Annotated in this window: 19 protein-coding genes and 3 riboswitches; of the genes, 16 read left to right on the top strand and 3 right to left on the bottom strand. The window is 68.4% G+C overall.

Features of this window, described 5'->3' with window-relative positions; translation table 11 throughout:
* Window positions 1-5: 5 nt before the first annotated feature.
* The gene (locus tag AC5RW2_RS20180; RefSeq protein WP_494074375.1) at window positions 6-1,304 is read left to right on the top strand and encodes an alpha/beta hydrolase; all 1,299 of its coding nucleotides are present in this window, start codon (window positions 6-8) and stop codon (window positions 1,302-1,304) included.
* 138 nt (window positions 1,305-1,442) lie between these two features.
* Window positions 1,443-1,859 carry a CoA-binding protein gene (locus AC5RW2_RS20175; RefSeq protein ID WP_494013289.1) on the top strand — a complete coding sequence of 139 codons (417 nt, stop codon included), beginning with the start codon at window positions 1,443-1,445 and terminating at the stop codon, window positions 1,857-1,859.
* A 60-nt stretch (window positions 1,860-1,919) separates the two neighbouring features.
* On the opposite strand, the gene AC5RW2_RS20170 is transcribed toward AC5RW2_RS20175, so the two are convergent.
* A complete protein-coding gene (locus AC5RW2_RS20170; RefSeq protein ID WP_494074374.1) occupies window positions 1,920-2,948 on the bottom strand; it encodes a zinc-binding dehydrogenase in 1,029 nt (342 codons plus the stop codon).
* A 255-nt stretch (window positions 2,949-3,203) separates the two neighbouring features.
* Window positions 3,204-3,318, top strand: a riboswitch (SAM riboswitch).
* Between the two features lie 75 nt (window positions 3,319-3,393).
* Between AC5RW2_RS20170 and AC5RW2_RS20165 the strand changes: the two genes are divergently transcribed.
* The 7 genes from AC5RW2_RS20165 to AC5RW2_RS20135 all read left to right on the top strand — a co-directional run bounded on the left by AC5RW2_RS20165 (window position 3,394) and on the right by AC5RW2_RS20135 (window position 12,258).
* The gene (locus AC5RW2_RS20165) at window positions 3,394-4,632 is read left to right on the top strand and encodes an acyl-CoA dehydrogenase family protein (RefSeq protein ID WP_494074373.1); all 1,239 of its coding nucleotides are present in this window, start codon (window positions 3,394-3,396) and stop codon (window positions 4,630-4,632) included.
* A 169-nt stretch (window positions 4,633-4,801) separates the two neighbouring features.
* Window positions 4,802-6,127 (top strand): acyl-CoA dehydrogenase family protein, encoded by a 1,326-nt coding sequence (locus AC5RW2_RS20160; RefSeq protein WP_494074372.1) that lies wholly within the window; start codon window positions 4,802-4,804, stop codon window positions 6,125-6,127.
* A 14-nt stretch (window positions 6,128-6,141) separates the two neighbouring features.
* On the top strand, window positions 6,142-7,605 hold the full coding sequence (locus AC5RW2_RS20155; RefSeq protein WP_494074371.1) for an APC family permease: 1,464 nt from the start codon (window positions 6,142-6,144) through the stop codon (window positions 7,603-7,605).
* 90 nt (window positions 7,606-7,695) lie between these two features.
* Window positions 7,696-7,785, top strand: a riboswitch (SAM riboswitch).
* 88 nt (window positions 7,786-7,873) lie between these two features.
* Complete coding sequence (locus tag AC5RW2_RS20150; RefSeq protein WP_494074370.1) at window positions 7,874-9,295, top strand: LLM class flavin-dependent oxidoreductase; 1,422 nt, start codon at window positions 7,874-7,876, stop codon at window positions 9,293-9,295.
* A gap of 69 nt (window positions 9,296-9,364) precedes the next feature.
* Window positions 9,365-9,456: riboswitch (SAM riboswitch) on the top strand.
* A 113-nt stretch (window positions 9,457-9,569) separates the two neighbouring features.
* Window positions 9,570-10,622: a methionine ABC transporter ATP-binding protein gene (locus AC5RW2_RS20145; RefSeq protein ID WP_494074369.1), complete on the top strand. Its 1,053-nt coding sequence runs from the start codon at window positions 9,570-9,572 to the stop codon at window positions 10,620-10,622.
* Entirely contained in the window at window positions 10,619-11,311 is a 693-nt protein-coding gene (locus AC5RW2_RS20140; RefSeq protein ID WP_494074368.1) for a methionine ABC transporter permease, read from the top strand. The genes AC5RW2_RS20145 and AC5RW2_RS20140 overlap by 4 nt, the downstream gene beginning before the upstream one ends.
* 26 nt (window positions 11,312-11,337) lie before the next feature.
* The gene (locus AC5RW2_RS20135; protein WP_494074367.1) at window positions 11,338-12,258 is read left to right on the top strand and encodes a MetQ/NlpA family ABC transporter substrate-binding protein; all 921 of its coding nucleotides are present in this window, start codon (window positions 11,338-11,340) and stop codon (window positions 12,256-12,258) included.
* Between the two features lie 25 nt (window positions 12,259-12,283).
* Here the strand turns inward: AC5RW2_RS20135 and AC5RW2_RS20130 are convergent, their stop codons facing one another.
* Window positions 12,284-13,123: a DUF1206 domain-containing protein gene (locus AC5RW2_RS20130; protein WP_494013280.1), complete on the bottom strand. Its 840-nt coding sequence runs from the start codon at window positions 13,121-13,123 to the stop codon at window positions 12,284-12,286.
* A gap of 325 nt (window positions 13,124-13,448) precedes the next feature.
* On the opposite strand from AC5RW2_RS20130, the gene AC5RW2_RS20125 reads away from it, so the two are divergent.
* The 4 genes from AC5RW2_RS20125 (at window position 13,449) to AC5RW2_RS20110 (ending at window position 15,771) form a co-directional block, all read left to right on the top strand.
* Window positions 13,449-13,853 (top strand): MmcQ/YjbR family DNA-binding protein, encoded by a 405-nt coding sequence (locus AC5RW2_RS20125; protein WP_494013279.1) that lies wholly within the window; start codon window positions 13,449-13,451, stop codon window positions 13,851-13,853.
* Between the two features lie 3 nt (window positions 13,854-13,856).
* Window positions 13,857-14,393, top strand: a complete 537-nt coding sequence (locus AC5RW2_RS20120) for a DUF1990 domain-containing protein (protein WP_494074366.1) — start codon at window positions 13,857-13,859, stop codon at window positions 14,391-14,393.
* A gap of 200 nt (window positions 14,394-14,593) precedes the next feature.
* Window positions 14,594-14,914: a putative quinol monooxygenase gene (locus tag AC5RW2_RS20115; protein WP_494002047.1), complete on the top strand. Its 321-nt coding sequence runs from the start codon at window positions 14,594-14,596 to the stop codon at window positions 14,912-14,914.
* Window positions 14,915-14,970: 56 nt separating this feature from the next.
* The gene (locus tag AC5RW2_RS20110) at window positions 14,971-15,771 is read left to right on the top strand and encodes an SDR family oxidoreductase (protein WP_494074365.1); all 801 of its coding nucleotides are present in this window, start codon (window positions 14,971-14,973) and stop codon (window positions 15,769-15,771) included.
* Window positions 15,772-15,800: 29 nt separating this feature from the next.
* Here AC5RW2_RS20110 and AC5RW2_RS20105 read toward each other — a convergent pair whose 3' ends face one another.
* Entirely contained in the window at window positions 15,801-16,793 is a 993-nt protein-coding gene (locus AC5RW2_RS20105; RefSeq protein ID WP_494074473.1) for a LacI family DNA-binding transcriptional regulator, read from the bottom strand.
* Window positions 16,794-17,001: 208 nt separating this feature from the next.
* Here AC5RW2_RS20105 and uriH point away from each other — a divergent pair, with 208 nt between their 5' ends.
* The 3 genes from uriH to AC5RW2_RS20090 are packed head-to-tail and all read left to right on the top strand — an operon-like array spanning window position 17,002 to window position 20,422.
* Window positions 17,002-18,045 (top strand): uridine-preferring nucleoside hydrolase UriH, encoded by a 1,044-nt coding sequence (uriH, locus tag AC5RW2_RS20100; protein ID WP_494024820.1) that lies wholly within the window; start codon window positions 17,002-17,004, stop codon window positions 18,043-18,045.
* Window positions 18,042-19,466 (top strand): uridine transporter UriT, encoded by a 1,425-nt coding sequence (gene uriT, locus AC5RW2_RS20095; RefSeq protein ID WP_494024819.1) that lies wholly within the window; start codon window positions 18,042-18,044, stop codon window positions 19,464-19,466. The genes uriH and uriT overlap by 4 nt, the downstream gene beginning before the upstream one ends.
* Window positions 19,463-20,422, top strand: a complete 960-nt coding sequence (locus AC5RW2_RS20090) for a ribokinase (RefSeq protein WP_494024818.1) — start codon at window positions 19,463-19,465, stop codon at window positions 20,420-20,422. The genes uriT and AC5RW2_RS20090 overlap by 4 nt, the downstream gene beginning before the upstream one ends.
* Window positions 20,423-20,711 lie beyond the last annotated feature (289 nt).

The raw sequence follows: 20,711 nt of genomic DNA, 5'->3' as shown, positions 1-20,711 counted from the left end.
GCGCGGTGGCGGCGATAGTGGTGGAGAACAAGGAGGTTCTGCTGGAGCTGGATCGAGTCGAGAAAGTTGCGGGGCTGCTCGGCGACCAGCGATTCCCGCTGTCCGCGGTGACCTCCGTCCGGGTGCTCGCGGATGCGTTCGACGGCGTCCACGGCCTGCGGGCTCCCGGGCTTGCGATCCCGGGACGGACTCGGGTGGGAACGTGGCGCGGCCGCGGCAAGACCCTCGCCGTCGCCCGCCGCGGCACCCCGGCAGTTCAGCTTGACCTGGACGGGCAAAAGTACGCCCGGGTGGTCGTGTCGCTTCCCGATGCCGAGGATGTTGCGGCCCGGATCCGGAAGGCCGCCGGCCTGCCCGCCGGTCAGGCGTTCACCGAAGAAGTGGTCAGCTTCCCGTCCGGGACCGTTCAGCTGACGGGAACCTGGGCTGAACCGGCCGGAACGGTCCGCGGCGCCGCGCTGATCCTGCCCGGCTCGGGACCGATCGACCGCAATGCCGACCACAAACGGATGCCGTTGGGCATCAGCCGTGACCTGGCGATGGCGCTTGCCAACCACGGCATCGCGTCGCTGCGCTACGACAAGCGCGGTACCGGCGACTCGGAAGGATCCTTCTGGGCGGCCGGCTTCCGTCAGAACAGCGACGACGCCGCGGCCGCCCTCCGCTGGATGGCCGCCCGGAAGGCCGCGGGCCTCCCGGTATTCCTGGTCGGCCACAGCGAAGGCAGCTACCACGCGGCGGCCGTGGCGGCAGAGCCCGGTACCCGGGTGGACGGGGCTGTGCTGCTTTCAGCCTCGGCGCAGACAGGCTTTGAGACAGGCAGGTGGCAGACGGCCCAGATCAGCGACTCGCTGCCCGCCTTCCCGCGCTTGCTGCTGAAGCTTTTCCGCCAGGACCTGGTTAAGGTGCAGGCGAAGTCGGTGGAAAAACTTCGGGCCACCACCGAGGACGTGGTGCGCATGCAGGGCCGTAAGATCAATGCGCTCTGGCATCGGGAGTTCCTCGACTTCGACCCCGTTCCGAACTTGGAGCGCCTGCACATGCCGGTGCTGGCCATCACGGGCACCAAGGACGTACAGGTGGACCCGGCCGACCTGGACATCATCGCGGCCACCGTCCCCGGCCCGGTGACCACGAGGAAGATCGAGGACCTGTCGCACCTGCTGCGCCGCGACCCGAAGGTTCCGACCCTCTCCGACTACAAGCGCCAGATCCGCGAGCCCGTGGACGCTGAAGTGCTGGAACTGGTGGGGAACTGGGTGGCGGAGCACGCCGACGCAGCGGCGGCCCGGTTGGCCGGCTAGCCCCAAACCATCGACTGTTCAGCTGACGCCCTTAAACCGACGGTTTGAGGGCGCCTGCCGACTCCTCGATGAGGGCGGCTGAGGGGGAGAGGGCCAGCGGCGGTTCCGGTGCCGAAGAGTCGCGGGTAGGGTCGAGCCATGGCACACCAGAATGACCCTGAAGTCGTCCGGCGGCTGCTGGAAACCCCCGGCCGCTGGGCAGTCGTCGGCCTGTCCACGAACCCGCACCGGGTGGCCATGCGCATCTCCCGGTACCTGATGGACCAGCTGGACATGGAAGTCGTCCCCGTCAACCTGCAGGGCGACGACGTCCTCGGCCTGACCGGTTACCAAAAGCTCGGGGACATTCCCGGCGAGATCGACGTGGTGGACTGCTTCGTAAACTCGCAGAAGGTCGGCCCGGTGGTGGACCAGGCCATCGAAGTCGGTGCCAAGGCGGTGTGGCTCCAGTTGGGCGTGATCGACGAAGCCGCCGCGGAAAAGGCCAAGGCGGCCGGGCTGGACGTCGTCATGGATACCTGCCCGGCCATCGAGGCCCCGCGCTTCGGGCTGTAACAGCAGCTCACGGGCTACGGTCAGCCCTGCCCCGCCTTCGGACCGCCTCGAGTCCCCGCATCACTCGTACATGGCGATGAAGCGGCCGACTACACCTCCCGCGCGAAGCTTGTCGATTGCGCCGGGAATGTCGGCATGCTTGATGTGGTTCATGGGTGGCTTGAGCTGACCGCTCTTCATCAGCTCGTAGATGCCGGCAAGATCCTCCTTGGTGCCGGACTTTGAGCCCCTGATGGAGAGCTGGTTGATGATGATCGGGTAGGTATTGATGGTCGATTCCAACCGGCCCATGCCCACCTGAACCAGGGTGCCGAACTCAGCGAGGGTTTCGATGGCGGCCGAGGTCGTGGTGCCGAAGCCGGCGTAGTCAACGATCAGCTCCAGGTTTTTGTCCTTGAACTCTTCGATCGAGGCGCCGACGCCAGCCAATCCGATCTCGTCGGCCAGTTTCTGGGTTTCCGGATTGACCTCGGCGCCGTACACCTCGGCGCCGACCAACGCGGCACAGCGTGCACCGATATAGCCCAGTCCGCCCAAGCCGATGACGCCGACCTTCATGCCGTTCTTCGCCCCGCCGACCGCCATCATGGCATGGTAGGCGGTCAAGCCGGCGTCGGTCGCCATGGCGCCGAGGTCGAACGGCACTTCGTCGGGCAAGGCGACGAGATTGTCGTCGGTCGCGCGAAGCTTGGCGGCGAAGCCTCCATCCCACTTCCCGTAACCCAATGCGTCCCCGTCCGACATCACCGGAGAGAGGCCTACGCGGTCGCCAATCTTCCAATGGTCCATGCCCTCGCCGACCTCGCTGATAACGCCGGCGGATTCATGGCCCATGGTGCGGGGCAGGCCGTGCTGGAACAGCGCCATCCATCCCGGATCATCGAGCGTCGAGACGTCCGAATGACAGACCCCCGACGCCTTGACGTCGACGACCACTTCACCGGGGCCAGCGTGGGGTTCCTGAACCTCATTAAGCTCCAGCGGCTTCTTCGTGCCGACAAATTGCCATGCCTTCATGATGAACCTCCCGTACGACGGCCAGCGGACGGTGCCCGTCCCGGCCCGGCCATATTGGCAGTGCACCTCCACGGTAGTCCCCTCGTAACCAGGCCAGTAGGGGACAGCCGCGCAGAGGAATGCGCACGGCTCAATGCGCCGGGCGGAAGCCTGCAGCCCCAGCCCGTGGAGCCGGGCGGAAGCCTGCCGGCCCCAGCCCCCGGAGCCGGCTGGGGCGACGGGCCGTCGTCGTCATCAGAAGCGGTTTCCGTAACAAACGGCAGCAGAATGTCATGGCCTGTCATGTGCTTCCCTGCGCCGGATCGGCCCCGGCATACTCGACTCCGAGATCAAGAGTCCCAACGACAAGCTCTGGCTGGTTGGGCGGCAACCCTCTCCCGTAGCGGGGTGCCCCAGATGAGGATCCGGCCGCGCACAACACCGTGCCCGGCAAGTACGGCCCCCTCCGGGCTGCGCCCCAACCGTGACGGTTGCTGCGCCGCGGGTCCGGATGGGAGCCCCGCCGTGAGGAGCCAACATGACCGCCGTCGTGACCGCCAACAACCCGCAAACCCGCCGAGCCCCGTGGGCCGGACAGGCTACCGCCGAGGAACTGGCCCGATGGCAGCAAGTAGCCGAAGGCGTTGCCGCCGCGCTGGCCCCGGACGTGCTGGAGCGCGACCGACGCAACGCCGACCCGCACGCCGAGGTGGAGCTGCTGCGCAACTCGGGCCTGCTCAACCTGATTATCCCGGCCGAATGGGGCGGCGAGGGCGGGCACTGGGAGAGCGCGCTGCACGCCGTGCGCATCCTGGCCCGCACGGACGCGTCGATCGCGCAAATACTCGGTTACCACTACGCCAACCTGGGCGCCGTCGTGTTCTACGGTGATGCGCAGGTCCAGGAACGACTGCTCCGCCGCTCCGCGCGGGGCCGCTGGTCCTGGGGCGACTCCGTGAACCCGGTGGACCCGAATCTGGAACTGGTTCCCGACGGCGACGGCTTCCGGCTGAACGGCACCAAGCACTTCTCCACCGGCGCTTCCGTCGGCGACGCCATTCTGGTCAATGCCGTGATCGCGGCCGGACCCGAGCGGGGCAAGTTCCTGGCCCTCGCGCTGGAGCATGACCGAACGGGCATCGGATACCTCGGGGACTGGGATGCGCTCGGCCAGCGGCTCTCGGCCAGTGGTTCGGTGAAGTACGACGGCGTGCAGGTCACCGCCGCGGACATCATCGGTGAGGTGGGGGAGGAGCCTTTCTCCACGCTGGTTACCCCGTACATCCAGCTGGTTTTCGGCAACCTCTACCTGGGCATCGCGCAGGGGGCGCTGGACCGCGGGCGCCGGATCACGCTGGCGCGCCGGAACTCCTGGTTCCTCAGCGCGCAGGAGACCTATGCCCAGGACCCGCTGACCCAGCGGGTCTATGGCGAGCTGGTGTCGCGGGTCGCCGCGGTGGAGGCCCTGGCCGACCGGACGAACGCCAGGTTCGACGCTGTTATTGCCGCCGGCGCGCAGCTGAGCGCCGAAGCCCGGGCGGACCTCGCGCTCGAAATTGCGAGGCTCAAGGTCGTGTCGACCGAGGTGGGGGTGGACGTGGCGAACCGCATCTTCGAGACCACCGGCTCGTCCTCCGCGAAAACCGAGGTCGGGCTGGACATTTTCTGGCGCAACATCCGCACGCACACCCTGCACGACCCGGTCGACTACAAGAAGGTCGAGGTCGGCGCCAACTACCTGCTCGGCGACGTCCAGCCGATTTCGCTCTACACCTGAGCGGAGCAGGACGCCGCCCACCCTGCCCGCAGCCCGCGGGTCGCCTCATGACTGCCCGCCATCCGCGGGCCCATCACCGATGGCCCCAACCCGCGGGCCCCATCACCGCTGCCCCCAACCCGGGCGCCCCATCTGACGCCCTCACGGCCGGACCTCCAGGAGAACCACCATGACTGAAACACTCGACAACCTCGCCACGGCCTTCGACGCCGCGGCCGCCAAATACCGTCCGATCTTCGCGCGCATCGCCGCCGGGGCGGTAAGCCGCGAGCTCACCCGCGAGCTGCCGTTTGAACAGATCGGCTGGCTGAAGGACGCCGGCTTCGGCGCCGCCCGGATTCCGGCCGAGTTCGGCGGCGACGGGCTGGACTGGGAAGAGTTCACCCGGCTCCTGATCGAGCTCGCCGCCGCGGACAGCAACATTCCGCAGGCGCTGCGTTCGCACATCGCCTTGGTGGAGGAGAACCTGTACCACCACGGGCGCACCTCGGACCGCGGCGCCTGGCTGCGGCGCTTCGCATCCGGCGAGCTGGCCGGCAACGCCTGGACCGAACCGGGCGCCGGGGGAACCGCCACCGTGCTGTCCGAGACCGGCGGCAAGCTGCTGCTGAACGGCCGCAAGTTCTACACCACCGGCACCATCTTCGCGGACTGGATCGATGTCACCGCCAAGCGCCCGGACGGCTCCGATGTCTCGGTGATCATCTCCACCAAGACGCCGGGCGTGGAAACCTTCGACGACTGGGACGGTTTCGGCCAGCGGCTCACCGGCAGCGGCACCACCGTGTTTACCGACGCGGTGGTGGACCCGGCCAACGTGTCCGCCTTCGCCGACCGCTTCCCGTACCAGACGGCGCTCTACCAGCACATCCTGCTGGTGACCCTGGCCGGCATCGCCCAGGCCGTCACCAGCGAAGCCGCAGAGAACGTGCGGGACCGCAAGCGGGTGTTCGGCCACGGAAACGCCCCGCTGGTCCGGCACGACGCGCAGGTCCTCCAAGTGGTCGGCGAAATCAGCGCCACATCCTATGCCGCGAAGGCAACCACCCTCGGCGTTGCCCGCAGCCTGGACCGCGCCTTTGCCTCGCGGCAGTCAGGCGCCGATGCCGAGAAGGCGGCCAACATCGCCGTCGAACTGGAATCGGGCCGGGCGCAGATTGTGCTCAGCGCCTTGGTCCCGAACGCCGCGGGCGCCCTCTTCAACGCGCTCGGCGCCTCCTCCACCAGCACCGGCAAGGCGCTGGACCGGCACTGGCGCAACGCCCGCACAGTCGCCACCCACAACCCGTTCATCTACAAGGCGCGGATCGTCGGTGACTGGGAAGTCAACGGCGCCGAGCCCCCGTACGTCTGGTCGATTGGCGAGGCCAATGCCGACGCCGCGCGTCAGCCACAGAGCGACGGCGCCAGTCAGTCACCCACCGACGTCACGCGTCAGCCACAGAGCGACGGCGCCAGTCCAAACAGCCAAGCCGCCCGCTCCGCGGCCCTCTAGGAAGAAGCCAAACCATGTCTGTATCCGTCAATAACCCAATCCTCGCCGCACCCGCGGCCGCCGCGGCCGCCAATGCCGGTGCACCGCGGCTCTCCGGCCGGCTGGGCGTCGCCAGCATCGTGCTCATCGTGCTGGCCGCCGCGTCGCCACTGGGCGTCATCGGCGGAACCGTCCCGCTGGCCATCGTCAGCGGCAACGGCGCCGGCCTTCCCTTCATCTACCTGCTGGCCATGGCCATCCTGCTTTTGTTTGCCGTCGGCTTCACCACCATGACACCGCACGTGCCAACGGCCGGCGCGTTCTTCAGCTACGTCGACAAAGGCCTCGGCCGCAGGGCGGGCCTGGGGGCGGCCTTCGTGGCCCTGCTCTCCTACCTCGCGCTGGAAGCCGGCGTCTACGGCCTGCTGGCGCCGGCCGTCGACGAAGTGGTGCGCGCCTACGGCGGGCCGGCACTGCCATGGTGGGCATGGGCCGCTGCCGCCCTGGCCGCCGTCGCCTGGCTGGGCCACCGCAACATCGAGCTCTCCGGCAAGGTGCTGGGGGTACTGCTGGTCGCCGAGGTGCTGATCGTGCTGGTTTTGGACGCTGCCGTAATTTTTGGCGGCGGCGGCCGCGAGGGCCTGTCCACCGGGTTCGTCACCCCGTCCACCGTGCTGTCCGGGGCGCCCGGCATCGCGCTGTTGTTCGCCATCCTGAGTTTCATAGGCTTCGAGGCCACGGCCGTGTTCCGCGACGAGGCACGCGACCCGGACAAGACGATCCCGCGCGCCACCTATGTAGCCCTCATCGTGGTGGGCGGCTTCTACGCGCTCTCCAGCTGGCTGCTGATCAGCGTGTGGGGCGACGAGGGCATCGTCCAAAGGGCCGCGGACGCGCCCGGCACCTTGCTCTCGGAGACTACCGCGCTCTACCTCGGAACCGCGGGCAGTCACGTCATCCAGGTACTGCTGGCCAGCAGCCTGTTCGCCTGCATCCTGTCCCTGCACAACATCAGCTCACGCTATTTCTTCCAGATTGCCGGACAAGGCATTTTCCCCGCCAAGCTGGCCGGCACGCACACCCGGCACCACTCGCCACATCTGGCCTCGGCCGCTTCGACCGGAGCGGTGGCCCTGTTCCTGCTGGCCGCGGTGGTGGCCGGCTGGGACCCCATCGTGCAGTTCTACACCTGGTTTGCCGGTTTCGCCTCCCTGGGCGTGGTGGTGCTGATGACGGTCACCAGCATCGCGGTGCTGGTTTTCTTCCGCCGGCAGGGCGCACCGGCCCGCGACTGGAAGCGCTCGGTCGCCCCGGCTCTCGGACTCCTCGGGCTGCTGGCCATCCTGGGCCTGATCCTGCAGAACCTGCCCACCCTGGTCGGCAACAGTGTGCCGCTGGCCATCGCCGTCGTCGTCCTGATTCTTGTCTGCCTGAGTGCGGGAGCGGTGGCGGGATGGAAGCGGCCGCAGGCCAAAGCCGGCTCCGCCCCGGCGTCGTGACTTATACCCGGCGTAACCCGTCGTAATTCTTACCCCGCGTGACGCGGGACATTTCCCTCCGGGGCGCCCGCGGGTGTCCAATGGGAGACGTACCCATCCAGAGCGGCCGAGAGACCTGGCTTGTTGACGCCGCAGCAACCCCCTCCCTGAGGAAGGTGCTACCGCCAGGACCGATGGAGAAGCTCGATCTCTCGTTGGTCTTCCGTTGGCAGCCGCATGCCCGACGGAGGACCGGCGCGGGCTCTTCTCATCAGAAAAGGAGCCTGACATGACCGTAAACAACCCGCAGCCCGACCCCCGGCGCCAAGTTCGCTTCAACGCCTTCGACATGAACTGCGTGGGCCACCAGTCGCCCGGACTGTGGCGCCACCCGCAGGACAAGTCCGCCACCTACAACACCATCGGCTACTGGACCCACCTGGCCAAGGTGCTGGAAAAGGGCCTGTTCGACGGCCTGTTCATCGCCGACGTGCTCGGCACCTACGACGTCTTCGGGTCCTCCAACGAGACCACGCTGCGCGCCGGCACGCAGGTCCCCGTGAACGATCCGTTCATGCTGGTCTCGGCGATGGCCGCGGTGACCGAGAACCTCGGCTTCGGGGTCACCGCCGGCACCGCGTACGAGCACCCCTACCCATTCGCCCGCCGCCTGGCCACGCTGGACCACCTGACCAACGGGCGGGTCGGCTGGAACGTGGTCACCGGTTACCTGCCCTCGGCGGCACGCAATATGGGCCAGGAAGACCAGTTGGAGCACGACGAGCGCTACAACCACGCGGACGAATACCTCGAGGTCATCTACAAGCTGCTCGAGGGCTCGTGGGAGGACGACGCCGTGGTCAAGGACGTCGAGACCGGCGTCTTCACCGACCCGGCGAAGGTCCACGAGATCCGGCACGAGGGCAAGTACTTTAAGGTTCCCGGCATCGCCATCACCGAGCCGAGCCCGCAGCGCACCCCGGTCATCTTCCAGGCCGGGGCTTCCAAGCGCGGCACCGAGTTCGCCGCCGGGAACGCCGAGGCGGTGTTCGTGACCTGCCCGACCAAGGAGATGCTGGCCGCATCGGTGAAGAAGATCCGCGACGCCGTGGAGGCGGCCGGACGCGACCGCTACGACGTCCGCATCTACGCGATGCAGACCGTGGTGACCGGGCCCGACACCGCCGCCGCGCAGGCCAAATTCGAGGACTACAAGTCCTACGCAGACATCAACGGGGCGCTGGCGCTGATCTCCGGCTGGATGGGCGTGGACCTGTCCACCTACGGCCCGGATGACGTGATTGGCGAAAACGTGAAGTCCAACGCCATCCAGTCCTCCGTGGAGACCTTCCAGAAGGCCTCCGGCGACAGCGGCAAGCCGTGGACCATCCGCCAGCTGGCCGAATGGGTCGGCGTCGGCGGTTTCGGCCCGATCACCGTCGGCTCCGGCGCGGAGGTGGCCGCCAAGCTCGTGGAGTGGGTCGACGAGACCGACGTGGACGGGTTCAACCTGGCCTACGCGATCACCCCGGGCACGTTCGAGGACATCGTGGAATTCGTCGTGCCGGAGCTGCAGAAGCTGGGCGCCTACCCCACGGAGTACGCGCCGGGGACCCTGCGCAACAAGCTCTTCGGCCGCGGCGACAAGCTGCCGGATAACCACCGGGCCGCCGGCTTCCGCTTGCAGAACGCGCTCGCCCACCGAGCGTAGGCACCGGCAGAACCATCTGAACAACGACGGCGGTGCGCCTCCCCTTCAGGGGGGCACCGCCGTCGGCAAGAACCATCCAGAGCGGCCGAGAGATCTGGCTCGATGACGCCGCAGCAACCCCGGCAACTGCCGCACGGTGCTAACGCCAGAACCGATGGAGAACCCGGGCCGGCCCGGAACCGGCCGCGCCATGCCTGCGCGCCGTGATCGGCTGTGCCCGGGGCTCCCTGACCTTCAGGAGCAGCATGAAAAGATATGCCGCGGGCGGCCCGCAATGATAGAAATCCGCAATCTGCACAAGAGCTACGACACCCGCCACGGGACGGTCGAGGTGCTCAAGGGTATCGACCTGACCATCGAGCAGGGGTCGATCACCGCCGTCGTCGGCCCTTCCGGCGCCGGCAAGACGACCCTCTCCCACTGCATCTCCTTATTGGAAAAACCGACCTCCGGCCAGGTACTGGTGGACGGCCGCGACCTGTCAGCACTGTCCGGGCAAGCATTGCGAGGCGAACGCCGCGCCATCGGCACGATCTTCCAACATTCGGCCCTGCTGCGCCGGATGACGGTGGCGGAGAACGTGGCGCTGCCGCTGCGAAACCTCGGCGTGGTGCACGCTCAGATGGAGGACCGCGTGGCGGAACTGCTGGACCGGGTGGGCCTGCTGCACAAGGCCAACGCCTACCCCGGCCAGCTGTCCGGCGGCCAAAAGCAACGGGTCGGCATTGCCCGGGCGCTGGCACTTCGTCCCCGGATTTTGCTCTCCGACGAATCGACGTCGGGCCTGGACCCGGAGTCCACCCAGCAGATCCTGGACCTGCTGGACGACGTGCGCACCGAACTGGGGTTGTCGGTCATCCTGATCACCCATGAGATGGACGTGGTGCGCCACGTCGCCGATCAGGTGGCCGTGCTCTCCGGCGGCCGCGTCGCGGAATACGGGCCGATTGGCGCCCTGGTTGCCGACCAGGCCTCCGCCGCCGGCCGCCAACTGCTGCCAATCCGGGCCCTCCCGCTGCCAGCCGGCTTCGACTACGCGCTGTCCGTTTCCTATCGGCACGGGCCGGTGGACCCGGAGTGGATGACCCGCCTGTCCACCGGTCTGGGGGTGCGCGTGGCGCTGCTCGGCGGTTCGGTGGAAGCCCATGGTGAAACGGTGCTGGGCCGCGCCGACATCGGTGTCGCCGGCCGCCCGGAGGCCGAAGTCCGCGCCTACTTGGCGGGCCTGGGTCTGGCCGCAGAGGCACGCCACCGTGCCGATACCGCGGCGGAAACGCCGCCGACGGACGCATACGCAAGGAACGAGAAAATCGAGGTGCGCGCATGAGGCCCGCAGAAACCGCCGCCGTCGGGCTGGACACGCCCTGGGCGGACCTGCCCGCGCTGCTGCTGCCCGCCTACGGCGAAACTTGGGCGATGGTCGGCATCGTGATGGTCATGGTGATCCTGGTCGGCGGCGCCACCGGCGTGCTGCTGTACAACACGGACAGCCGCGGCCTGTTCCCCCGGCCGCGCCTGCACGGAACGCTCAGCTGGATCGTCAACATGGGCCGCTCGCTCCCGTTCCTGGTGCTGATGGCCGCCATCATCCCGCTGACCAAGTGGGTCACCGGAACGACCATCGGCATCGCGGCGGCCGTGGTCCCGATGACACTGGCCGGTATTCCGTTCTTCGCCCGGCTGGTGCAGAACGCACTCAACGATCTGCCGCGCGAGAACATGGCCGTCGGGCTGGTCACGGGCAGCTCCACCGGGCAGATCATCCGGCAGACGCAGCTGCGCGAGGCCCTGCCGGGTCTTACGTCTGCGGTCACGCTCAACACCATTTCGATGATCGAATACTCGGCCATCGCCGGGACCATCGGCGCCGGCGGCATCGGCTACCTGGCCGTCACCTACGGCTACCAACGGTTCGACACCCACGTCATGGCGGCCACCATCGTTGTCCTGATCATCACGGTGCAGCTGGTGCAGTTTGCCGGCGACCGAATCTCCCGCGCGCTGCTGCGCCCTTAGCAACCGACCAACAGGAGCATCACATCATGAGCACCTCTTCCGCCGGGTCCGGCCACGACCACGGCTTCACCCTGCGCAAACAGACCACCGCCCTGCCGTGGAGCATCGCCGCCCTTGCCGCCGTCGTCGCACTGGTCCTGGGGCTGCTGCTGGTGCAGCAGCAGTCCCGGCCGGCCGTCGCGGCATCCGGCAGCGAGGTCACCTCGCCGCTGAAAGTCCACTTTGAACCGGCGATGGCGGGCGAGGAGAAGATCCTGAAGTTCGTCGCCGAGGAAATCGCCCCCGACTACGGCGTGGAGATCGAGGCAGTGGGCCTCCAGGATCCGGTTCAGGCCAATCGTGCGGTGGCCGATGGGCAGTTCCACGCCACCATCTTCGAGCACCAGTGGTACATGCAGCAGTCCGCCGACGCCAACGGGTTGGAATTGTCGCCGACGGTGGAGCTGTACCAGTGGGGCTTTGGCCTCTACTCAACCCGCTACGGCTCGGTGGAAGACCTGCCGCGCGGAGCCGTGCTGCTGCTGCCCAACGACGCCGCCAACCAGGGCCAGGCGCTGTGGCTGCTGCAGCGCGAGGGACTGCTGGAGCTGGATCCGGCGGTGGAGCCGCGAACAGCAAAGATCCGCGACGTTACCGGCAACCCGCGCGGCTTCCAGTTGAAGGAAGCCGACCTGCTGGCGATGCCGCGGATGCTCGACTCAGTCGATGCCGCGATCGGCTACGTATCCCAGTTCGACGCCGGCAAGATCGGCCGCGACAAGGGCATCCTGTTCCCTGCGGCGCCGAAGACATTCGCCTCTCGCCTGGTGATCGGCACCCAGTTCAAGGACAGCGCGGAGAGCAAGAAGCTGATCGAGATCTTCTCGGATTCGCGGCTGGAGGAGTACCTGCGCACCACGGAGGATCCGCTGGTCAAGGACGTGCTGACGCCGGTCTCCGCGGAGTAGGGCCGACACCCTGGCCTCGGGCGCGCTACATCTTCGCGTAGCGCGCCCGGGCGCCCATGTAGAGGCCGTAACAGATCAGGCCAACGGCGACGACGGCGAGTGCGGCCGGGCCGAAGGCCTGGTCACGCAGCGCCTTGAGCGCCCCGTCCAACCCCTTGACCTCCTGCGGGTCGTGCTGCACCGCGGCCACCGCCAACAGCAGCCCCAGCACGAACAGTGCCAGCCCCTTGCCCGCATAACCCACGACGCCGGTCCACGTCACGGCGGTGCCGGTGCTGCCCCTGGGGAGCCGTTTGAGGTCGTCCAGGAACTTCTTCTTCAGGCCCTTGTACACGTAAAAGACGCCGGCGCCCATGATGACGGCGCCAATCAGGAACAGGACAACGGCACCGCCGGGCCACTGCATCAGCCTGGTGCTGGCGTCCTGGGAGCTCTGGCTGCTGTCGGCGCCGGAACCCAGCGCGAAGCTGCCGAACGATACCGCCACCACCGTGTATGCGATGGCCAGTCCCACGGACTTCGCCCGGTAGCCCCACCTCTTCTTTGCCTCCCGGCCGCGGCCGCCGAACACCGCCTCGCTGATCTGCCACAAGGCCAGGGCAGCGGCGGCAAGCATGCCCGCCCAGAGCAGGAACATCCCGCCCGGAGTCTTCGCCAGGCTTGAGGCGGCCCCGGTCTGGTCCGCCTCGCCGCCTCCGCCGAAGGCGAGCCGGAGCGCGATAGCGCCGATCAGCACGTGCAGCAGGCCGCTGGCCACGTAACCGAACCGCGCCACCCGCTCGAACGCCTTGGAATTGGCGGCGACCTCGGTCTTGTCCTTGGCCCTGCCGGCCGCCCGCTTCGCTTCCCTGCCGGTGTCTGACATGGGTCTCCTCTCCAGAGCCGTCGCCCGTTCCGAAACCCGCCGGCGGCACCGAAGCCCGCCGTCGTTCCCCGTGAAACAACTGTGAAACTATCCTGCCACCGAAGTTGCCGCCGCGCACCGGGCGGAACTAGGGCGGGATGCGGTCCAGGGGGCGTCGGGCGAGGCGCGGGCCTGGCCGCGGGGCACGGAGGCCGGGTGGGCACGTCGATCCAGCAGAACCGTGACCGGCGCGGGAGAGGCTCGCGTGGGGCACGGAGGCCGGGTGGGCACGTCGACCTCCGCAGAACCGTGACCGGCGCGGGCCGGGAGCAGTAGGCTCGTGCCCATGGACGCAACCGCCCTGCGCGCATTCTGCCTGTCCCTCCCCGGGGCGTTCGAGGACTTCCCGTTTGGGCCCGAGTCGTCGGTGTTCAAGGTTCGGGCGGCAGGGCGGGCGGCGAAGATGTTCGCGCTCTCGGACCTGCAGGCGCCGCGGCTGAGCATCAGCCTCAAGTGCGAACCGGTGCTGGCGCAGCAACTGCGCGCGGCGCACCCGGAGATCACGGGTGCCTATCACATGAACAAAACGCACTGGAACGGCGTGCGCTGCGACGGCGGGCTGCCCGACGACATGCTGCGGGACATGATCGAGGACTCCTACGACCTGGTGGTGGCGTCGCTGCCGCGCCGCGACCGCGAGATGCTGGGCTGGATGGGCCTGGCCAGGGGCGACGATGCGCGGCAGGGCTGAGCGGTGAGGGCCGAGGACCTGGGCGGGGTTCCGCTCACGTACGACGGCGTGGGGTTGAGCCGGGAGCGCACCTCGCCGCCGGGATACCGGGTCGTCGACGAGCGGGTCGGTGTCGGTGAGGGGGAAGACGCTTTTCACCGGCTGGCCGAGGGGCTGATGGGGTGGGAAGTGCATCGGCTGGCCGGGCTGCGGGTCGATGCCACGGGGCCGGTGGCCGCCGAAGGCGCGGAGGTGGTGTGCGGGTTCGGCGTCGGGCCGCTGCGGCTCGCCATCCCGTGCCGCGTGGTGTGGACGGAACGGACGCCGACCCGAACGGGCTTCGGCTACGGCACCCTGCCTGGACATCCGGAGTCGGGGGAGGAAGGCTTTGTGGCTGTGCTGGAGGGGAGCGGGCGGGTGGTCTTCGAGGTGTTCGCGTTCAGCCGGCATGCCAACTGGTTCTACCGGGCAGGGGCGCCGGTGGCGGAGGCCGCCCAGCGGCTGGTCACGCGGCGCTATATCGCCGCGGCCAAGGCGCTCGCCGGCGGGCTGGCCCGCTGACCCGCGCTCATCCGGCCGGTCTCCGGATGCGCTCACCCGACCCGGTGTCCCCTTGGGCCGGCTGCCCCGTTTGGCGGTTGCCCCCGTCCACTTTTCAGCAGGCGGCCTTCTCAGCGTCGAAAAGGGCATCAGTTGAGTAGTCGATTTTGGACATGACAGGATGAAAAGACACCCCCCAACAGAAGAAAGGCCGATGCCGCGTGATTTTCATTGTGGTCAAGTTCAAGGTCAAGGACGAGTACGCCGATAACTTCCCCGAACTCGTCCGCGAATTCACCGAGGCGACGCGTGCCGAGCCGGGCAACCTGTGGTTCGACTGGTCGCGCAGCGTGGAGGACCCCAATGAGTACGTGCTGGTCGAGGCCTTCCGGGACGACGCGGCCGAAGCGCATGTGAAGAGCGACCACTTCAAGAAGGCCATGCAGGAGCAGCCGCAGTACCTGCAGGAAACGCCGCGGATCATCAGCCGCCAGGTCGAGGGCGACGACTGGGACCTGATGGGCGAAATGACCGTCGCGTAGCGGCCCGCGCGGCCGGAGGGGCTGGCAAGCGGCCGGTTCTTCGCCACAATAGGCCCATGGAACAGTTCACGCCGCGCACCGCCATCGTCACCGGTTCCGACTCCGGCATCGGCCGGGCCACCGCCGTCGCGCTCGCCCGGGCAGGGCTGGACGTGGGGATCACCTGGCACTCGGACGAAAGCGGGGCTGAAGAGACCGCGCAGGAGGTGCGCGCGCTCGGCCGCAGCGCCGCCGTCGCCCAATTGGACACCACGGACCTGCCCGGCTGCGGCGACGTGGTCGATTCGCTCGCGGAGCAGCTCGGCGGGCTGGACGTGTTCGTCAACAACTCCGGCACGGGCGCCTCGGAGCCGTTCCTGGAGCTGGACTACGAGACCTGGCGCCGGGTGGTCGCCACCGACCTGGACGGCGCGTTCGTGTGCATGCAGCGGGCAGCCCGGCGGATGGCGGATGCCGGCCGCGGCGGCCGGATCATCGCCGTGACCAGCGTGCACGAGCACCAGCCGATGATCGGGGCCGCCCCGTACGACGCCGCGAAGCACGGCCTCGGCGGCCTGGTGAAGAACATGGCGCTGGAGCTCGGCCGGCACGGCATCACGGTCAACTCCGTCGCGCCGGGAGAGATCGCCACCGCCATGACCGGCAACGAGGACGAAGACCCGCACCGCATCGACCGGCCGGGCATTCCGCTGGCAAGGCCCGGCGACGCCCGCGAGGTCGCAGCCGTGATCGCCTTCCTCGCGTCGGCCGAAGCCGGCTACGTCACCGGGGCGTCATGGGTGGTGGACGGCGGCATGCTGCAGATGGGGCCGCAGGCCGGGGCGGCCGTGACCGGGCACGACTGGCGCAAGGTGTAGCCGCGACGGCCCGGACCGCGCCGTCGTTGTTAGTTGGCGGCGATCCGATCCGTGGAGCCGCGCACAATCAGCGAGGCCTCCAAGGTGAGCTGGGGTTGCTCGAGGTCGCGGCCTTCGATCAGGCCGCGCAGCTGTTCGCCGGCCTTGAGGCCCAGGCGGGCGGCGGGAAGGTGGACGGTGGTGAGGCCGGGGTTGCTGGTGGCGGAGTAGGGCAGGTCGTCGAAGCCGGCGACGGCGAGTTCGTCCGGGATCCGCACGCCGGCAACGCGCGCTTGCTGCAGCACGCCGTACGCGTGGGTATCGGTGGCGCAGACGACGGCGGTGACACCCGCTTGCTGCCACTGGGGCCAGGCGGCGGCAAACGCGTCGGCCGACGCGCCGACGTCGATCGTGGTGCTGATCAGGTGGGCCGGGTCCGCGGTCATCCCGCGAGTGGCCGCTTCCTCCAGGAAGGCCGTCCGGCGAATGGTGAAGGTGGCTGTGCCGGTCACGCTGTCCAGGTACGCCACCCGCTGGTGGCCGGAGGCGGACAGGTGTGCCGCGAGTTCGCGGGCGCCGTGGGCCACGTCGAGGTTGACGGACGGCGCATAAGCCTCCAGCCCGGGCGCGTCGAGCAGCACCAAGGGGCCCGTGGGGGAGAGGTCCTCGAGGAACGCGGCATCGGGGGCATCCACCAGCAGGCCCGCCGGGCGCAGGGCGAGGAGCCGGCGGATGTCATCCGCACGGGGGAATTCGCCGGCTTCGGTGACGGAGAGCAGCAGCTGGAAGTCCGCGCCGAGGGATTCGCGCACGCCGGCAACGACCTTGGCGAAGAACGGGTTGGAAATGTCCGGCGCCACCAGCACCACAATGGAGCTGACGCCCTTGGCCAGCGAACTGCCCACGCTGTCCACCACGTATCCGAGTTCGGCGATTGCCTGGCTGACCCGGGAGATGTTGTCGGCGGACACCCGCCCGCGCGTTTTGCCGTTCGCCACCAAAGAAACCGTCGCGGGGGAGACGCCGGCGCGTGCCGCCACCATCGCCGCGGTCACTCGCCGACCGACGCGCGGCGGGTGCTGGGGAGGGCGGGCGGAATCCATGAGCCCCATGATAAGCGCAATCAAGCGCAACAAGGCATCAAGCGCTTGACGCCTGCTACGTCAAGCGTTTGACGTGGACCGGAAGGGGATGTCAAACTCGCTGTGACAATTTCCCCGCTGCGGGGCCCCGATGACGTGGAGAGAAAACATGGACGCCACTTCCGCGACGCCCGGACCGAAGAAGATCATCCTGGACTGCGATCCGGGGCACGACGACGCCGTGGCGCTGCTCCTGGCCCACGGCAACCCGAACATCGAACTGCTCGCCGTGACCACCGTTGTCGGCAACCAGACCCTGGCAAAGGTCACCAAGAACGCCCTGGCCGTGGGGACGATCGCCGGCATCACCGGTGTCCCGTTCGCCGCCGGCTGCGACCGCCCGCTGGTGCGCACCATCGAAACCGCGCCGGACATCCACGGCGAGTCCGGCATGGATGGCCCCGCGCAGCCGGAGTCCGCCATCGAACTGGACCCGCGGCACGCCGTTGATCTCATTATCGACACGATCATGGCGCACGAACCCGGCACCGTAACCCTGGTCCCGACCGGCGGCCTGACCAACATCGCGATGGCTGCCCGCAAGGAGCCGCGCATCGTCGAGCGGGTCAAGGAAGTCGTGCTGATGGGCGGCGGCTACCACGTGGGCAACTGGTCCGCCGTGGCCGAATTCAACATCATGATCGACCCCGAGGCCGCCCACATCGTCTTCAACGAGAAGTGGCCCCTGGTCATGGTGGGACTGGACCTCACGCACCAGGCGCTGGCCACCCCCGACGTCGTCGAGCAAATCGAAGCCGTCGGCACCGGCCCGGCCCGCTTTGTCCGCGAACTGATGGACTTTTTCGCCCAGACGTACAAGGATGCACAGGGCTTCGACTACCCGCCGGTCCACGATCCGTGCGCTGTCGCCTACGTCATCGACCCCACGGTGATGACCACCCGCAAGGTCCCGGTCGACATCGAACTGCAGGGCAAGCTGACCCTCGGCATGACCGTCGCCGACTTCCGCGCCCCCGCACCGGCCGACTGCCACACCTCCGTGGCCGTGGACCTGGACCGCACCAAGTTCTGGAACCTGGTGACCGATGCGCTGGTCAGCATCGGCGAGGTAGAAACGGGAACCGCCACCACAACGACGACGGCGGCGCCCGCCTCCGCGGCGTCGGTCACCACCGGGGAGGCAGCGAAATGAGCGCAGTTCTCCACGACACCAAGGCCACCCGCGGCGGCACCACCGCCCTGATGGTCGCCCTGCTGACGGCCTGCGTGGCCTTCCAGCTCAATGCCTCCATGCTCAGCCCCGCCCTGGTCACCATGGGCGAGGAACTGCAGACGGACCAGGCCTCGATCGGCCTGTCCCAGACCTGGTTCTTCACCACCGCCGCGCTGTTCTCCCTGTTCCTGCCCCGCCTGAGCGATATTGTCGGCCGCAAGCGGATCCTCGTCGGCATGATGCTGCTGACGGCCGTCGGCTCCGTGATCGCGGCGCTGGCCCCGGACGTTACGTGGCTCTTCGTGGGCCGGATCATCCAGGGCGTCAGCGGCCCCACCGTGCCGCTGTGCCTCATCATGCTGCGCACCGCCGTGCCGAACCCGCGCACGTACGGCACGCTGATGGGCGTTATCCTCGCGGTCAACGGCGGCGTGGCCGGCGTCGATGCCTTCCTCGGCGGCTACATGGCCGAGCATTACGGCTTCCGCAGCATCTTCTGGTTCATGGTGGTGCTCGCCGTGCTCGCCGCGATCCTTGTCGCCGTCCTGACGCCCGAGAGCAAACCGCAGGCCGGGACGCGGATGGACTGGACCGGCGTCGTCTTTATTGTCGTCGCAGTCGGTGCCCTGCTCACCGCGCTGAACGAGGCCGCCAAGCTCGTCGGCGCGTTCTCCACGGGAACCCTGATCCTCTCGCTGGTGTTGATCGCCGTCGCCGCCGCCGCGTTCGCCGCCTTCTGGGTCACCGAAAAGCGTACGAAGGAGCCGATGGTCGAGATTGTCCATCTGCGCCAGCGCTCCACGTGGGCGCCGCTGCTGACCACAATCCTGACCATGACCGGCATCTTCGCGGTGATCAACGGGATTGTCCCCGCCTACGTACAAGCCGCCGCACCCGGCTTCGGCCTCGGCCCCACCGAAACGGCGTTGCTCATCCTGACCCCCTACGCGCTGCTGGGCTGGGTCTTCGGCCCGATCAGCGGGCGGCTTGCCCCGGTCCTGGGCTACACCAATGTGCTGCGCATCGGCATGATCGGCAGCATCGTCTCCCTGGTGATCATTGCGCTGTTCGGCCTGAACAGCCTGCCGGTGATGGTCGCCGCCACTGCGCTGCTCGGCATCATGTACGCCGGCACCGCGAACATCATGCTCAACGGGCTCGGCGTGGTGCTCTCGCCCCCGGGCAACCCCGGCTTCCTGCCGGGCATGAACGCCGGAGCCTTCAACCTCGGCGCCGGGCTGAGCTTCCTGGTGCTGCCGGCAGTGCTCGTGGGCACCTCGGCGCTGGGCGACCGCGGCTCTTACCTTACGGTGATTGTGGTCGGCCTGGTCATCACGGTCGCGGCCTTCGCCGCCTCGCTGCTGATCCCCAAGCCCGTTGAGGCCGAGGTGGAAAAGTGAGTCGGCAGGCCGGACGCATCGTCGTCGTTGGTTCACTGAATGCGGACCTGACCATCTACACCGAGCGGCTGCCCAACCCGGGCGAAACCCTCCGTGGCGAAGGCTTCACCGTGAACCCGGGCGGCAAGAGCGCCAACCAAGCCGTGGCCGCTGGTCGGCTCGGCGGCAACGTCGCCCTGATCGGCGCCGTGGGCGAGGACTCCAACGGAGACATGCTGCTGGCCTCCGTGGCAGGGGCCGGCGTGGACGTTTCCCGCGTGCGCCGCGCCGCCGGCGTCGAGACCGGCGTCGCGGTCATCACCGTTGACGCAGCGGGGGAAAACAGCATCGTCATTTCCCCCGGCGCCAACGGCACCGTAGTTCCGGATGATGTCGCCGCAGCCGGGGACGTTTTCGATGGCGCCGCCGTCGTTTGCCTCTGCCTCGAGGTCGGCCTGGACGTCGTGGAGGCGACAGCACGAGCAGGGCACGACGCCGGAGCAACAGTGCTGCTCAACCTCTCGCCTTACGCGCCCGTGCCAAGAAGCCTGGCCGAACTCACCGACGTCCTGCTGGTCAACGCGCACGAGGCTTCGCTGTTCCTCGGCGGCGCCGAAATGCCCTGCGCCGATGCCGCCGTTGCCGACTGGGAGCAGGTGCGCTTGCAGTTTGCTGCGCAGGGGCTGGACCGCGTCGTGGTCACCCTTGGCGCCGACGGCTCCATCGTGCTGGATGGGCATGCCGAGGAGGGGCGCCGTTTCACCCGGATCGCCCCTACGAAGGTTGACGCCGTGGACACCACCGGCGCGGGCGACGCCTTCACCGGGTCCCTCGCGGCACGGCTTGCCGCAGGGGAGGACCTGGCCGAGGCGGCGGCGTTCGCTTCGGTCGCTGCTGCCCTGGCTGCCACGAAGAAGGGAACCCAGGCCGCGTATCCGCGGCTGGCGGACGTGGAGCGTCTGCGGACCGGCGCCTGACGGCAGAGGCCGTACACCACCCACAAACGAACGGCGCCGTGCACCGGAAGGTGCGCGGCGCCGTCGTCGTTGGTGGAGCCTCTCACCCTCCGGGCAGAACTCTTTGTGGTCTGTGGGGCGGCGATTATAAGTGTCCGGCTGCAGTAATCCCGAAAAAACGCGGGCGCCACGGGACCCGACCCCTTGTCAATAAAAAATGAACGTTTGGACGGGAATTAGACCAGCAACCATTGCCAACCCGCTACCGGTGTTGTGGCATTGAGTTGCCGCCGGCAACCAGGCCCTTTCA

It is taken from the genome of Arthrobacter sp. B0316-1-20 (genome assembly GCF_059091865.1).
This window is presented reverse-complemented; position numbering and strand designations above follow the sequence as displayed.

Excerpts from the sequence above, each read along its gene's own strand:
- uriH (WP_494024820.1), top strand. The coding sequence starts at position 17,002 with ATGGACGCCACTTCCGCGACGCCCGGACCGAAGAAGATCATCCTGGAC.
- uriT (WP_494024819.1), top strand. The coding sequence starts at position 18,042 with ATGAGCGCAGTTCTCCACGACACCAAGGCCACCCGCGGCGGCACCACC.
- AC5RW2_RS20155 (WP_494074371.1), top strand. The coding sequence starts at position 6,142 with ATGTCTGTATCCGTCAATAACCCAATCCTCGCCGCACCCGCGGCCGCC.
- AC5RW2_RS20105 (WP_494074473.1), bottom strand. The coding sequence starts at position 16,793 with ATGGTGGCGGCACGCGCCGGCGTCTCCCCCGCGACGGTTTCTTTGGTG.
- AC5RW2_RS20110 (WP_494074365.1), top strand. The coding sequence starts at position 14,971 with ATGGAACAGTTCACGCCGCGCACCGCCATCGTCACCGGTTCCGACTCC.
- AC5RW2_RS20175 (WP_494013289.1), top strand. The coding sequence starts at position 1,443 with ATGGCACACCAGAATGACCCTGAAGTCGTCCGGCGGCTGCTGGAAACC.
- AC5RW2_RS20145 (WP_494074369.1), top strand. The coding sequence starts at position 9,570 with ATGATAGAAATCCGCAATCTGCACAAGAGCTACGACACCCGCCACGGG.
- AC5RW2_RS20150 (WP_494074370.1), top strand. The coding sequence starts at position 7,874 with ATGACCGTAAACAACCCGCAGCCCGACCCCCGGCGCCAAGTTCGCTTC.
- AC5RW2_RS20160 (WP_494074372.1), top strand. The coding sequence starts at position 4,802 with ATGACTGAAACACTCGACAACCTCGCCACGGCCTTCGACGCCGCGGCC.
- AC5RW2_RS20135 (WP_494074367.1), top strand. The coding sequence starts at position 11,338 with ATGAGCACCTCTTCCGCCGGGTCCGGCCACGACCACGGCTTCACCCTG.
- AC5RW2_RS20125 (WP_494013279.1), top strand. The coding sequence starts at position 13,449 with ATGGACGCAACCGCCCTGCGCGCATTCTGCCTGTCCCTCCCCGGGGCG.
- AC5RW2_RS20165 (WP_494074373.1), top strand. The coding sequence starts at position 3,394 with ATGACCGCCGTCGTGACCGCCAACAACCCGCAAACCCGCCGAGCCCCG.
- AC5RW2_RS20140 (WP_494074368.1), top strand. The coding sequence starts at position 10,619 with ATGAGGCCCGCAGAAACCGCCGCCGTCGGGCTGGACACGCCCTGGGCG.
- AC5RW2_RS20130 (WP_494013280.1), bottom strand. The coding sequence starts at position 13,123 with ATGTCAGACACCGGCAGGGAAGCGAAGCGGGCGGCCGGCAGGGCCAAG.